At 59.5% G+C, this 13525-nt stretch carries 11 protein-coding genes; 6 read left to right on the top strand and 5 right to left on the bottom strand.

The genetic code is table 11. The features are described from left to right. Positions 1-227: 227 nt before the first annotated feature. On the bottom strand, positions 228-1085 hold the full coding sequence (locus WC392_04105) for a pirin family protein (protein ID MFA5241544.1): 858 nt from the start codon (positions 1083-1085) through the stop codon (positions 228-230). A gap of 205 nt (positions 1086-1290) precedes the next feature. On the opposite strand from WC392_04105, the gene argB reads away from it, so the two are divergent. Genes argB through slmA form a run of 3 tightly spaced genes read left to right on the top strand, consistent with a single transcriptional unit; the run spans position 1291 to position 3423 of the window. Next, positions 1291-2181 carry an acetylglutamate kinase gene (gene argB, locus WC392_04100; protein MFA5241543.1) on the top strand — a complete coding sequence of 297 codons (891 nt, stop codon included), beginning with the start codon at positions 1291-1293 and terminating at the stop codon, positions 2179-2181. Beyond that, positions 2178-2858 carry a pyrimidine 5'-nucleotidase gene (locus tag WC392_04095; GenBank protein ID MFA5241542.1) on the top strand — a complete coding sequence of 227 codons (681 nt, stop codon included), beginning with the start codon at positions 2178-2180 and terminating at the stop codon, positions 2856-2858. Before argB ends, WC392_04095 begins: the two co-directional genes overlap by 4 nt. Further along, positions 2848-3423, top strand: a complete 576-nt coding sequence (gene slmA / locus WC392_04090) for a nucleoid occlusion factor SlmA (GenBank protein ID MFA5241541.1) — start codon at positions 2848-2850, stop codon at positions 3421-3423. Before WC392_04095 ends, slmA begins: the two co-directional genes overlap by 11 nt. Positions 3424-3571: 148 nt before the next feature. On the opposite strand, the gene moeB is transcribed toward slmA, so the two are convergent. The 4 genes from moeB to gpmI all read right to left on the bottom strand — a co-directional run bounded on the left by moeB (position 3572) and on the right by gpmI (position 8624). Next, entirely contained in the window at positions 3572-4321 is a 750-nt protein-coding gene (moeB, locus tag WC392_04085) for a molybdopterin-synthase adenylyltransferase MoeB (protein ID MFA5241540.1), read from the bottom strand. Between the two features lie 123 nt (positions 4322-4444). Continuing rightward, positions 4445-5857, bottom strand: coding sequence for a S41 family peptidase (locus tag WC392_04080; protein ID MFA5241539.1), 1413 nt, complete (start codon positions 5855-5857; stop codon positions 4445-4447). Positions 5858-5907: 50 nt separating this feature from the next. Continuing rightward, positions 5908-7101 (bottom strand): peptidoglycan DD-metalloendopeptidase family protein, encoded by a 1194-nt coding sequence (locus tag WC392_04075; GenBank protein ID MFA5241538.1) that lies wholly within the window; start codon positions 7099-7101, stop codon positions 5908-5910. Beyond that, positions 7098-8624 (bottom strand): 2,3-bisphosphoglycerate-independent phosphoglycerate mutase, encoded by a 1527-nt coding sequence (gpmI, locus tag WC392_04070; protein ID MFA5241537.1) that lies wholly within the window; start codon positions 8622-8624, stop codon positions 7098-7100. Before gpmI ends, WC392_04075 begins: the two co-directional genes overlap by 4 nt. 122 nt (positions 8625-8746) lie before the next feature. On the opposite strand from gpmI, the gene WC392_04065 reads away from it, so the two are divergent. The 3 genes from WC392_04065 to WC392_04055 all read left to right on the top strand — a co-directional run bounded on the left by WC392_04065 (position 8747) and on the right by WC392_04055 (position 13478). After that, positions 8747-9067, top strand: a complete 321-nt coding sequence (locus WC392_04065) for a metalloregulator ArsR/SmtB family transcription factor (GenBank protein ID MFA5241536.1) — start codon at positions 8747-8749, stop codon at positions 9065-9067. A gap of 104 nt (positions 9068-9171) precedes the next feature. Beyond that, positions 9172-10209 carry an efflux RND transporter periplasmic adaptor subunit gene (locus tag WC392_04060; GenBank protein ID MFA5241535.1) on the top strand — a complete coding sequence of 346 codons (1038 nt, stop codon included), beginning with the start codon at positions 9172-9174 and terminating at the stop codon, positions 10207-10209. Positions 10210-10256: 47 nt separating this feature from the next. Continuing rightward, positions 10257-13478 carry an efflux RND transporter permease subunit gene (locus tag WC392_04055; GenBank protein ID MFA5241534.1) on the top strand — a complete coding sequence of 1074 codons (3222 nt, stop codon included), beginning with the start codon at positions 10257-10259 and terminating at the stop codon, positions 13476-13478. The last annotated feature ends 47 nt before the right edge of the window (positions 13479-13525 follow it).

Genomic DNA, 13525 nt, shown 5'->3' with positions numbered 1-13525 from the left:
GTGTTGTAGTGAATTGCTGGCGATTTAACCTAGAAAAAGTAGTTAACCACGGAGAACACGGAGTAAAAACAATAGATAGCATGATATTTGGCATTCACCTGTTGGATGAGGTCATAAATTTCCGCAAACAGCCTTTGCGAGTTGGGCGACAAATCGCCCATCCCTGCCTACCCCGCTTCTCTGTGTTCTCCGTGAACTCCGTGGTTATCGAACTGAGGTTTTTAGGTTTAAACCAGTTCGTCATTCTCGTAATCCCGCATCGCCTGTCCGATTTCTTCCCTGGTGTTCATCACGAAAGGGCCCCACTGCACAATCGGTTCCCCCAGGGGGCTTGCGGCAAGCAGGAGAAACCCGGCCCCCTCGGCGCCCGCCCGGACTTCGATGCGCTCGCCGCTGGATAGCACGCCGGCTTCATGTGCATGCAGGGGTAGTGCAGCGTCAGCCGCGCCAACCATCAGCGCGCCCTGGTAGGGATAAATGAATGCGCTGTGCGTGGCCGCCACGGGATGGGAGAAAGTGCCGTCAGCAGGCAGGCGGATATCGAGGAACAGCGGCGCGGTGGAGAGTCCCTGGACCGGCCCGTGGATCGTCTGACCATCCGTTTCCAGCGTCCCGGCGATAACCTTGGCCAGCCCCCCTCCCGCAAGCTCTATGCGGGGAATTTCGCCGGGCTGGATGTCGCGGTAGGCCGCTGGCTTCATTTTCTCCGCCGCCGGCAGGTTGATCCATAGCTGGAAGCCGTGCAGGCGCCCTTTCTCCTGCTGCGGAATCTCGGAATGAATGATGCCCCGCCCGGCGGTCATCCACTGCACGCCGCCGCTCCTGAGATCGCCGCGATTGCCGAGGTGATCCTGATGCAGCATATGGCCTTCAAGCAGATAGGTGACGGTTTCAAAGCCGCGATGGGGGTGAGCGGGGAAACCGGCAAGGTAGTCGTCGGGAATGTCGGACGATATCTCGTCCAGCATCAGGAACGGGTCAACGCGCTGAAACGGAGATTGCCCCAGGCTACGCTGAAGTTTTACGCCGGCCCCGTCGGATGCGGGGATCGAGCGGATAATGCGCTGCAGGCTACGCGTGCTCATGTTGCCTCCTTTGTGGTTGCCGGAGCGTCTAAAACAGTTCGACATGAATTTGCGCCCGCTTGTTCCGTTTGCGCTCACTTCAGCCCTCATGCCCGATAAATGGAGACCTGTTCTGTTTTTTACAAGGTCGCGGTGCTTGCAGGAGAGGGCCGGCGTGAGGGAAAATGGCAGCCTTCAGAACGTCAACTCTTGCAAAGGCTCATCCATGTCTCTTTCCCCCGCTTCCGCCAAGGAAAAAGCCAATATTCTTTCCGAGGCGCTGCCCTATATCCGCCGCTTCCAGGACAAGACCATCGTTATCAAGTACGGCGGCAATGCCATGACCGAGGAGCACTTGAAGCACGGCTTCGCCAAGGACGTGGTGCTGCTCAAGCTGGTCGGCCTCAATCCGGTGGTGGTCCACGGCGGCGGGCCGCAGATCAACGACCTCCTGAAGCGTGTCGGCAAGCAGGGCGAATTTGTACAGGGCATGCGGGTGACCGATGAAGAAACCATGGATATCGTCGAGATGGTGCTCGGCGGCCAGGTCAACAAGGAAATCGTCAACCTCATCAACCAGTACGGCGGCAAGGCGGTGGGCCTGACCGGCACCGACGGCGGCATGATCCGGGCCAAGAAGCTGCTGGTCAAGGCCAAGGGCGACGGCGAGGAGCTGATCGACATCGGCCTGGTGGGCGAAGTCAGCCACATCGACCCGGCGCTGGTGAACCTGCTGGACAGCCAGGATTTCATCCCGGTGATCGCCCCGATCGGCGTCGGGGATATGGGTGAGGCTTTCAACATCAACGCCGACCTGGTGGCCGGCAAGCTGGCCGAAACGCTCGGGGCCGAAAAGCTCATTCTCATGACCAACACCACCGGCGTGCTGGACAAGGGCGGCAAGCTGCTCACCGGCCTGACGGCGGCCCAGGTGGACGCGCTGATCGAGGATGGCACGATCTCCGGCGGCATGATCCCGAAGATTTCCATGGCGCTGGAAGCGGTGAAAAATGGCGTCAAGACCAGCCACATCATCGACGGGCGGGTGGAGCATGCGCTGCTGCTGGAAATCCTCACCGACGAAGGGGTGGGCACGCTGATCCGCTCCAACGCATGAGAATGACGGGGGGCGGGCTGACCTGGGTGTTCGATCTGGACAATACCCTGCATAACGCCTCGCCACATATCTTCCCGCATCTCAACCGCGCCATGACGCAGTACCTGCAGGATCATCTGGCGTTGGACGAGGCGGAAGCCGATCGCTTGCGCGACCATTACTGGCAACGCTATGGGGCAACCCTGCAAGGACTGGTGCGGCACCATGGCACCAGGCCGGACCACTTCCTCTGGCATACCCACCAGTTTCCCGCGCTGGAGCGCATGGTGCTGCGCAAACGCGGGCTGAGGGCTGCCCTGCAGCGCTTGCGCGGAAAGCGGATCGTCTATACCAATGCGCCCGCCTTTTATGCCGAAGCCGTGCTGCGTCTGTTGCGCATCGACGATCTGTTTGCCGGGGTGTTTTCCATCGAGGGCGCGGACTATCACCCCAAACCGGATCCGCAGGGTTTTTACCGCCTGTTTCGCACCTGGCGCCTGTCGCCGCAACGCTGCGTGATGGTAGAGGATTCGCTGGGCAATCTCAGGACCGCGAAACGGCTTGGCATGAAAACCGTGCTGGTCGGATCGGCTTCCAGAAGGGTGGCGGGCGTGGATATCAGTTTGCGCTCCGTTCTTGAACTGCCACGGGCACAGAAAAAGTTAGGAAAACCACAGGGAGAACACCATGGCGACTAAACCGGGCGAGCGCAAGCTCCAGATCTTGCAGGTATTGGCGGAAATGCTGCAACAGCCGCAGGGGGAAAAGATCACCACCGCCGCGCTGGCGGCCAGGCTCGATGTTTCAGAGGCGGCGCTGTATCGCCACTTTGCCAGCAAGGCGCAGATGTTTGAAGGGCTGATCGAATTCATCGAACAGAGTCTGTTCGGCATCATCAACAAGGTCACCAGCGAGGAGCAGAATGGAGCGAAGCAGTTGGAAACCATGCTTTCCCTGCTGCTCGGCTTTGCGCAGAAAAATCCCGGCATGACGCGAGTGCTGACCGGAGATGCGCTGGTGAACGAGAACGAACGCCTGCAGGCGCGCATCAATCAGGTTCATGACCGGCTTGAAGCCAGTCTCAAACAGTCGTTGCGCATCGCTGCAAGCCAGGGCGGACTGGGTGTGGCGGCTGATCCGGCCGCCCACGCCAACCTGATCATGAGCTTTATCGTCGGCCGCTGGCAGCAGTTTGCCAAGAGCGGCTTCAAGCGCGAGCCGATGGAGTTCCTCGAAACCCAGAAAAAGATACTGCTGGGTTAAATCAAAAAAACCGGATAACTACGGAGAACACGGAGTAAAAACAATAGACTGCACATGCGTTTTGTATTCGACTGTTAAACGATAAGCCGCCATCCCAGCTTATCCCCATTCTCCGTGTCCTCCGTGCTCTCCGTGGTTTCAAGTAGTTTCAGACTGAGCCACACACTGCGCAGGCGGCGTCTTTTTTCAGCCGGATCTGGCGCCATTCCATAGAGAGGCCGTCGAGCAGTTGCAGGCGCCCCAGCAGCGGCTGGCCGATGCCGGTCAGCAGCTTGAGCGCTTCCGCCGCCTGCGCTGCGCCAATGATGCCCACCAGCGGGGCGAATACGCCCATCACGGCGCAGCGCTCGCCTTCCTCCTGCGCGCTTTCCGGAAACAGGCAGTGGTAGCAGGGGCTGTCCGGGCGGCGCAGGTCGAATACCGTGAGCTGGCCGTCGAAACGGATGGCCGCGCCGGAGACCAGCGGCTTCTTGTGTTTGACGCAGGCGCGGTTGACGGCGTGGCGGGTGGCGAAGTTGTCGCAGGCATCCACCACCACGTCGGACTGGGAGACCAGATGCGCCAGTTCCTCGCCCTCGACGCGCTGCGGTATGGCCGTCACCCGGATTTCGGGATTGATCGCCGCCAGGGTGCGTTGCGCCGAAAGTGCCTTGTTGCTGCCGAGGGAGTGGGTGAAGTGGGCGATCTGGCGCTGGAGATTGGTGAGATCCACGCTGTCGCCATCGCAGATGGTGATATGTCCCACGCCGGCAGCGGCCAGATACAGCGCGATGGGTGAACCCAATCCTCCTGCGCCGATGATCAGGGCATGGGAGGCAAGCAGTTTTTCCTGTCCCTCGACGCCGATCTGGGGCAGCAGGATGTGGCGGCTATAGCGCAGGAGCTGGTTGTCGTCCATATGGTGTTCCTAACCGCTCCCCTGTCCCCCTTAACCCCTCCTTGTCAGGGAGAACTGTGCGCCCCCCTCCCCTGACAAGGGGAGGGCCGGGGAGGGGTTAGGAGGCCGGGGAGGGGTTGAAGATTAGCGGTTTTTCAGGATATTCAGGCCTTTGAGCAGGTTTACGGCCTGGTTCAGCTGGTAGTCATTTTTCGAGACCACTTCGCGTTCCGTATCCTTGCTATCGCTCTTCTCTTCAGCCTTGGGCAGGGTTGCCTTTTTCGGAACATTCGGCTTGGCTGGAGCATGTTCGCTCTTGCCTTCCTGGCCGTTGGCCAGATGGCGTTCGAGATCCGCTTCACGCAGATTGAATGCGGCATCCTTGTCCACCCCGTTTACCGTGGCTTCTTCCGCCACGATGTCGGGGGTGATGCCCTTGGCCTGGATGGAGCGGCCATTGGGGGTGTAGTAACGCGCGGTCGTGAGTTTGATCGCAGTGCCGTTGCCCAGCGGCAGCACGGTTTGCACCGAACCCTTGCCAAAGGACTGGGTGCCGATGATGATGGCGCGCTTGTGATCCTGCAGGGCGCCGGCAACGATTTCCGAAGCGGAAGCCGAGCCGCCGTTGATCAGCACTACCATCGGGACGTCTTTCACTCCGGCCGGCAGGTTTTTGAGGTAATCGCCTTCCTTGGCGCCGCGCAGATAATTTTCCTTGCTGGCGGTGAGCTTCATCTTGGCATCTTCGGTGCGGCCCTCGGTATAGACCACCAGCGCGTTTTCCGGCAGGAAGGCCGCGGAGACCCCAACTGCGCCATTCAGCAGGCCGCCGGGATCGTTGCGCAGGTCGAGAATGAGTCCCTTGAGGGATTCCTTGTTCTGTTTGTAGAGTTCATCCAGCGCCTTGGCCAGATTCTCTCCGGTGTGTTCCTGGAACTGGGTGACGCGCACATAACCATAACCCGTCTCGAGCAGCTTGAATTTCACACTCTTGATCTTGATGATGGCGCGGGTGAGGGTGAAGGTCAGCGGCTTGTTTTCGCCCTTGCGCATCACGGTCAGGATGATCTGGGTGCTGGGTTTTCCGCGCATGCGCTTGACTGCGTCGTTGAGCGTCATGCCCTTGACCGGGGTGTCGTCCAGCTTGATGATCAGGTCGCCGCTCTTGAGTCCGGCATGATAGGCCGGCGTGTCTTCGATCGGCGAAACCACCTTGACGAAGCCGTCTTCCATGCCGACTTCGATACCCAGGCCGCCGAATTCGCCCTGGGTGCCGACCTGGAGATCCTTGAAGGCGTCCAGGTCGAGGTAGGCAGAATGAGGATCGAGGCCGGAAAGCATGCCATTGATGGCTTCGGTGATGAGTTTCTTGTCCTCAACCGGCTCCACATAATCGGATTTGATCTTGCCGAATATTTCGGCAAAGGCGCGCAATTCCTCAACGGGTAGCGGCGTTGCCTGAGGTTTGTCAGCCACGGCGGAATAATTCAGGCTGAGCATCACACCGAGCAGGGCGCCCATGGCGACGAGTCCGAATTTTTGCAGTTTGCCGCGCATGCTTTTCTCCATTTGCATCTGATTTCCTGGTGTAGTGTTCAACACTACACTTAGCTGATTTTGCACCATTCCAGAGGGTTAAAAGGTCTGCTCTGGTGGCGAATTTCGAAGTATAAACCGGTTTCCGGGTTGCCGCCGCTGTTTCCCGTGCTGGCGATCACGTCGCCGGCACGGATGTCTTCACCTGTCCGTTTGAACAGGGATTCATTGTTACCATACAGGCTCATGTAGCCGCTGCCATGGTCGACGATAAGCAGGTTGCCGAAGCCGCGCAGCCAGTCCGAGAACACTACCCGGCCGCTGGCAATGGCATGCACTTCCTGCGCCGCGGCGGTGCGAATGAACAGGCCGCGCCAGGGCGAGCCGCTATCCTGTCGTGGAGTGCCAAAGCGCCCCGTGAGTTCCCCTCGCACCGGCAGCAGCAGTTTTCCCTTCAACTGCGGAAATGATGTTCCGGCATAAGAAGCGTCCGGCACGGCCGAGTTGCGGGCAGCGGAGGAAGGGCGCTCTGTTTTCCTGCTTGTTGCCCGCTGTTGTTTGGCCAGGCGTTCAATGAGCTGGGTCAGTTTCTTCTCGTTAAGTTGCAGTCGCGACAGCTCGCTGCGTTGTTGCCCGATCTGCTTCGCAAGCTGGGTGACCAGCTTTTTTTTCATTTCCTGCTGCGCGAGCAGTTTTCCCCGCTGCTTGTCCTGTTCGCTCCGGATTTGTAAAAGTTCGGCCTGTTTGGTTTCGGTTTCGTGAGTCAGGCGGTGCAATTTTTCGAGGTTGCCGCGCAATTTTTCGAGCAGTTCGTTGCGGGCGCGGGCAAGATAAGTGTAATAGCGAAGTTGGCGCGCGGCCTGGCCGGGGTTCTCCTGATTGAGCAGGATCTTGAGCTGGTCCTGCTGGCCGGAGCGGTATTGCTGGTAAAGAAGGCGGCCCAGCATCGTCTGTTCGGCGCCGATGCGTTTGTCCAGAGCGGTTTTTTCCTGCTCGAGCGATTTCAGGGTGGACTGGGTGGCTTGCTGCTGCCGGGCCAGGTCGCGTAGCGCGCTGTTGATTTCGCTGATGGCCTGTTCCGAAGTTTTAAGTTCATCCGCGGCATCGGCTTTCGCATCTTCCTTGCTATCGAGCGCCTTTTGCAGCGACTCGATGCGCCCGCGAAGTTCCTGCAACTCGGGTTTGGGTGCGGCAGAAGTGTGTGTGCCCAGGCAGGCCAGTGCCAGAATGCCGGCTCTGATGGTTTTCCTGAGGCCAGGAATCACTCGAACGTGACTAATGGATGCCCCCGCATCTCCCGTGGCTGGGGCAGGCCCATCATTTTCAGCAACGTCGGGGCGACATCTTCCAGTGCGCCAGTGTCCGCGATTTGCGCCGGCCGGCCAATGTAGACGAATGGCACCAGATTGAGCGTATGGGCAGTGTGGAAATCCTGCGTGCCTTCATCGAACATCTTTTCGGCATTGCCATGGTCGGCGGTGATCAGCACCTCGCCGCCGGTTTCCAGCATTGCCGGGACAATCTTTCCGATACAGTTGTCGATGGTTTCGATCGCCTTGATCGCGGCCTGCAGATTGCCGGTGTGGCCGACCATGTCGGGGTTGGCAAAGTTGCAGATAATCGCATCGTACTGGCGGCTCTGAATGGCCTCGACCAGTTTCTCCGTTACCTCATAAGCGCTCATTTCCGGCTTGAGGTCGTAGGTGGGCACATCCGGTGAGGGCACCAGAATGCGGTTTTCTCCCGGGTAGCTGGTTTCTTCTCCGCCATTGAAAAAGAACGTGACGTGAGCGTATTTTTCGGTTTCGGCGATACGCAACTGGCGCAGACCCTGGCCCGAGAGATATTCGCCCAGGCCGTTCTTGATGCGTTCCTGGGGAAATGCCACTGCAACATCAAAATCCGCGCTGTAGGCGGTCAGGGTGCAATAGGCGCTAAGCTTGGGCACATACTCGCGCTCAAAAGCATCGAAACCCGGATCGATCAGGGTGCGGGTCAGCTCACGGGCGCGGTCGGAACGGAAGTTCATGAACACCACGCCGTCGCCATCCTTCATTTTTACCGGCTCGCCAATTACCGTGGCTTTGACGAATTCGTCATTTTCGTCGCGTGCGTAGGCGTTGTGCAGGCCCTCGATTGCGGTGCTGGCGTGAAATTCGGCAATGCCCTGGGTGAGCAGGTCGTATGCGGTCTTGACGCGCACCCAGCGGTGATCGCGGTCCATGGCGTAGTAGCGGCCCACGATGGTGGCGATCCTGCCGCTACCGAGCTGGCCGATTTTGTCCTGGAGATGTTGCAGGTAGGTTTCCGCGCTCCTGGGCGGTGTGTCGCGGCCATCCAGAAAGGCGTGGACGTAAATTTCCCTGATTCCGGCGCGGACACCCATTTCCAGCATGGCCTGGATGTGGATTTCGTGGCTATGCACGCCACCATCCGAGAGCAACCCGAAAATATGCAGTGCACCGTCGTTCTTTTTGATTGCGTCAACCGTGGCGGTAAGTTCGTGATTGGTAAAAAACGAGCCGCTCTTGATCGCCATGTTGATGCGCGAAATTTCCTGATAGACCACCCGGCCGGCGCCCAGGTTGAGATGGCCCACCTCGGAATTGCCCATCTGGCCCGCCGGCAGACCCACGGCAGCCTCGGAGGCATGAATCCGGGTATGAGGATAGGCGGCCCAGAATTTGTCCCAGTTGGGTTTGTTTGCCAGTGCAACGGCATTGTCCGGCCCGGCCTCACGGCAGCCGAAGCCATCAAGGATCATCAGTAAAACGGGAGTAACCTTCATAACGGATATAGACTTTATTTATCGATCGTTAATACAATTCATGTATCATTTTATTATGTTTTAATAATGTACGCATTAAACTTGTTCTAAAATTTCCTGCGAAGTGAAGCGATGATATTTTCATGTTGAATTTTGATCACGTCGGACTGATAGATAAAGACGAGCATATCGAGCAGGCTTCACGGGCGATGAAGGCAATGTCCCACCCGTTGCGGCTGAAGATTCTGTGCGTGCTGGGCGACCGTGAAATCAGTGTGCAGGAGATCGTCGACAGTGTTGGCACCTCGCAAAGCAATATTTCCCAGCATCTGGCCATTTTGCGCGACAAGGGCGTGCTGCGCACGCGCAAGGATGCCAACCGCGTTTACTACCGGGTTGGAGATACGCGCACCCTCAAGCTGATCAGCATGATGCGGGATGTTTTCTGCGGCTTTACCAAGTAGCCCCCTGCCCTGCCGGGCCTATGCGCCATAAGGCTTTTGTCGGCTTGTAATCTGTTCTGCCTGTCATTATCTTGTAGCCATTGCCTACACGCGGAGTCTGTGCTGTGCTGAAACCCTCTCTTGCGCTTCTTGGGGCGCTTTTCCTTGTTCCTTCTGCCGGAGCCGCCCTGCCTTTTGCCACGGCGCCGGTCCAGTATCGTGAAGTTGACCAGATTTACGCCGCCGAAGCCGTCGTGGAAGCCGTCAATCAGGCCACATTGGCTGCCCAGGTGTCAGGCCGTGTGGTTGAGGTGGCCTTCGATGCCGGCGATGCGGTCAGGAAAGGCCAGGTGCTGGTGCGCATTGACGAGAGCGAAGTGCGCCAGGCGGTAGCAGGCAGCGAAGCTCAGGTGGCCCAGGCCCAGGCCAATCTCCAGAATGTCCGTCTCGCGTATGAACGCAGCAAGCAATTGCTGGCGCAGAAATTTGTCAGCCAGGCGGCTGTGGACAAATCCCTGGCCGATTACAGGTCCGCGGAAGCGCAGTTGAAGGTGGCTTTGGCGGGAGCCGGGCAGGCCTCGGCGACGCGAGGGTTCGCAACCATCGTTGCGCCCTACGACGGAATCGTGGCCTCGCGCCAGGTGGAACTGGGCGAAATGGCCAGCCCCGGCAAAGCGCTTGTGACCATTTTTTCTCCTAAAGGCTTGCGCGTGGTGGCGAGCATCCCACAGTACAAACTGGCGCAGGTGCGCCAGTCATCCCGCGCACAGGTGGAGTTTCCAGAACTGAAACAGCAGGTGGCGGGCACCCGTGTCACGATACTGCCAGTGGCGGACGCACGCACCCATACCACGCGCGCCCGGGTGGATCTGCCCGCTGATTTGAAAGGCGTCTATCCGGGCATGTTCGCCCGCGCGCATTTCTCCATCGGGCGGGCGCAGAAGCTGCTGATCCCGGCGCCGGCGGTGGTACGCCGCAGCGAAGTCACCGCGGTTTACGTGGTGGACAAGGAGGGCCGGATCCTTTTCCGCCAGGTTCGACTCGGCGAGCCGGTTGGGCAGGGCGAAGTGGAAATCCTCTCCGGCCTGGTGCCGGGCGAGCAGGTCGCGCTGGAGCCGGTCAAGGCAGGAATGGCCTTGAAAGCGGGGAGGAGTAAGGAGTGAGGAGTGAGGAGAAAGGCGTGTCGGCACCCGGCGCCTCACCCGAAAAAATGGGCATTTCCGGACGGACCGCCAGGTTTTTTCTGACCTCGCAGATGACGCCGCTGATTGCGCTCATCGCCTTCCTGCTCGGCCTGTTCGCGGTGCTGGTCACGCCGCGCGAGGAAGAGCCGCAGATCAATGTCACCATGGCCAATGTATTCATCCCCTTCCCCGGCGCTTCGGCCAAAGATGTGGAGAACCTGGTCGCGACACCGGCCGAGCAGGTGTTGTCGCAGATTTCCGGCGTCGAGCATATCTATTCCGTCTCGCGCCCCGGCATGGCCATTCTTACCGTGCAGTACAAGGTGGGGGAGGACCGCATTCAGGCCCTGGTGCGCCTGTACGACACGGTGCAATCCAAGCGCGACTGGATTTCTCCCAACCTGGGTGTGCTTGAACCCGTGGTCAAGCCGGTGGGGATTGATGACGTTCCCATCGTTGCCCTGACCCTGTGGACGGCCGATCCGGAGCGCGGCGAATATGAACTGGAGCAGATTGCGCATGCAGCCGAGATCGAGCTGAAGCGCGTCAAGGGAACGCGCGAGGTAAATACCACCGGCGGGCCCCGGCATGTGGTACGGGTACTGATGGATGTGGAGCGCATGAAGTCGCACCAGGTTTCAGCCCAGGATATCCGCGATGCGTTGCAGCTGAGCAACGCCTCTCAGCCCTCCGGCAAACTGGTGGACAATAACCAGGAAATTCTGGTGCAAACCGGTACTTTCCTTTCCTCCGCGGCAGACGTGCAGCAACTGGTGGTGGGCGTGCAGGACGGGCGCCCGGTATTCATGAGCGATGTGGCCCAGGTGGTCGATGGGCCGGATCAGCCGGGGCGTTATGTCTGGCTCGGCACCGGGCCGGCGGCCAAGCATCAGGGCATTGGCCAGCAAGGGGAGTTTCCAGCGGTGACGCTGGCAATTTCCAAGAAGCCGGGCGAGAACGCCGTGGAGGTGGCTAACCGGCTTATCCAGCGCATCGAGCAGCTGCACGGCAGCGTGATCCCGGACGGGGTGACCGCCACGGTGACGCGCAACTACGGGGCGACCGCCAACGACAAGGCGATGAAGTTGATCGGCAAGCTGATTTTTGCCACCGCATTCGTGGTGCTGCTGGTGTTATTCGCGCTGGGCAAACGGGAAGCACTGATCGTCGGCGTGGCGGTCATGCTGACCCTGGCCGCGACCCTGTTCGCCTCCTGGGCGTGGGGCTTCACCCTCAACCGGGTCTCGCTGTTCGCGCTGATTTTCTCCATCGGGATCCTGGTGGATGACGCCATCGTGGTGGTGGAAAACATCCATCGCCGGCGCGAGCTGGAGCCGCACAAGTCCCTGGCCCAGGTCATTCCGGAAGCCGTGGACGAGGTGGGCGGCCCCACCATCCTGGCGACCTTTACCGTGATCGCCGCTTTGTTGCCCATGGCTTTCGTTTCCGGCCTGATGGGGCCCTACATGAGCCCGATCCCCATCAATGCCAGCATCGGCATGGTGATCTCGCTGGCCATCGCTTTCATCATTACTCCCTGGCTCGCGCTCAAGCTGCTGAGCCACAAGCACGATGCGCCCAGCCATGGCGAGCTGGGCGCGGAATCGCGCTTGCAGAGCTTCTTTCAGCGTTGGCTGACCCCCTTCCTGCGCAGAGAACAGGGCGGCAAAAATCGCACCAAATTATGGCTGGTGGTGCTGGGCATGATCGTCGTGGCCTTGCTGCTGGCGGTGGTGAAGCTGGTGGTGCTGAAAATGCTGCCTTTCGACAACAAATCGGAATTCCAGGTGGTGGTGGACATGCCGGTGGGCACGCCGCTGGAGCAGACCGCGCGCGCCATGCGTGAAATTGGCCAGTATCTGGCTACCGTGCCGGAAGTCACCGATTACGAGGCCTATGCCGGCACGACGGCACCGATCAATTTCAATGGCCTGGTGCGCCAGTATTATTTGCGCGCCAGCCCGGAAATGGGCGACATCCAGGTCAACCTGACGGACAAGCATCTACGCGAGCGCAAGAGCCATGAAATCGCCCAGGCGGTACGGCTGCCGATCGAAAAAATTGCCGGAAAATACCAGGCCAATGTAAAGGTGGTCGAGGTGCCGCCGGGTCCGCCGGTGATGTCGCCGATCGTGGCGGAAATTTATGGGCCGGATTATGAAGGCCAGATGGAAGTGGCGAAGACGGTGGGAATGGCCTTCGCCCGGACGCCGGATATCGTCGCCATTGACGACAGCATCGAGGAAGTGTCGCGCAAGCTGGTATTGCACGTGCTGCAGGGCAAGGCGGCGCTGATGGGCGTGGCGCAGAAAGACATCGTGGCGGTCATGAAAATGGGCCTGACCGGGGAGGATGTCACCCCGGTGCACACCGGTGAAACCAAATATGAAATCCCGGTACGCGTGACCCTTGCGCCGGAACGCCTGAACAACCTGGATGAATTGCTCAAATTGACGGTCCGTGCTCGCGATGGCACCCTGGTCCCGCTATCCGAGCTGGTTGAAGTATCCTCCGGCATCGCGGAGAAAACCATTTACCACAAGGACCTGCTGCCGGTGGTTTATGTTTTCGGCGATATGGCCGGCAAGCTCGACAGCCCGCTCTACGGCATGTTCGACATCCGCACCCTGACCAATGGGGTGAAGCTGGCCCAGAGCGGTACCCTGGGCGACTATTTCATCAGCCAGCCGGATGACCCCTATGCGGAATATGCCTTGAAGTGGGATGGCGAATGGCAGGTCACCTATGAAACCTTCCGCGACATGGGCATCGCTTACGCAGTGGGTCTGGTCCTGATCTATCTGCTGGTGGTGGCGCAGTTCAGGTCCTACCTGGTGCCGCTCATCATCATGGCGCCGATTCCGCTCACCATCATCGGCGTGATGCCCGGCCATGCCCTGCTCGGCTCGCAGTTCACCGCGACCTCGATGATCGGCATGATCGCCCTGGCCGGAATTATCGTGCGCAACTCCATTCTGCTGGTGGATTTCATCAACATGCAGGTGGCCGAAGGCATGGCATTCCAGGAGGCGGTCATCAACTCCGCCGCCACGCGCGCCAAGCCGATCGTGCTGACGGGGCTGGCGGCCATGCTGGGCGCGCTGTTCATTCTCGACGACCCGATTTTCAACGGGCTGGCAATTTCCTTGATTTTTGGTATCTTCGTCTCCACCTTGCTGACGCTGGTGGTGATCCCGGTGCTGTATTATGCGGCGATGTACCGCAAGCTGGAAAACCAAACCCATTGAACCACGGAGGGCACGGAGATCACGGAGGAAAAACTGATTTTCTCAGT

It is taken from the genome of Sulfuricella sp., assembly GCA_041651995.1.
GTDB lineage: Bacteria > Pseudomonadota > Gammaproteobacteria > Burkholderiales > Sulfuricellaceae > Sulfurimicrobium.
Note: the sequence above shows the minus strand (reverse complement) of the source record. Positions and strands in the feature narration are given on the sequence as shown.

Bases quoted from the DNA above. Each gene is read 5' to 3' on its own strand.
- WC392_04095 (MFA5241542.1), top strand. From the start codon at position 2,178: ATGAGAATGACGGGGGGCGGGCTGACCTGGGTGTTCGATCTGGACAAT.
- WC392_04105 (MFA5241544.1), bottom strand. From the start codon at position 1,085: ATGAGCACGCGTAGCCTGCAGCGCATTATCCGCTCGATCCCCGCATCC.
- argB (MFA5241543.1), top strand. From the start codon at position 1,291: ATGTCTCTTTCCCCCGCTTCCGCCAAGGAAAAAGCCAATATTCTTTCC.
- WC392_04055 (MFA5241534.1), top strand. From the start codon at position 10,257: ATGGGCATTTCCGGACGGACCGCCAGGTTTTTTCTGACCTCGCAGATG.
- gpmI (MFA5241537.1), bottom strand. From the start codon at position 8,624: ATGAAGGTTACTCCCGTTTTACTGATGATCCTTGATGGCTTCGGCTGC.
- slmA (MFA5241541.1), top strand. From the start codon at position 2,848: ATGGCGACTAAACCGGGCGAGCGCAAGCTCCAGATCTTGCAGGTATTG.
- WC392_04080 (MFA5241539.1), bottom strand. From the start codon at position 5,857: ATGCGCGGCAAACTGCAAAAATTCGGACTCGTCGCCATGGGCGCCCTG.
- moeB (MFA5241540.1), bottom strand. From the start codon at position 4,321: ATGGACGACAACCAGCTCCTGCGCTATAGCCGCCACATCCTGCTGCCC.
- WC392_04065 (MFA5241536.1), top strand. From the start codon at position 8,747: ATGTTGAATTTTGATCACGTCGGACTGATAGATAAAGACGAGCATATC.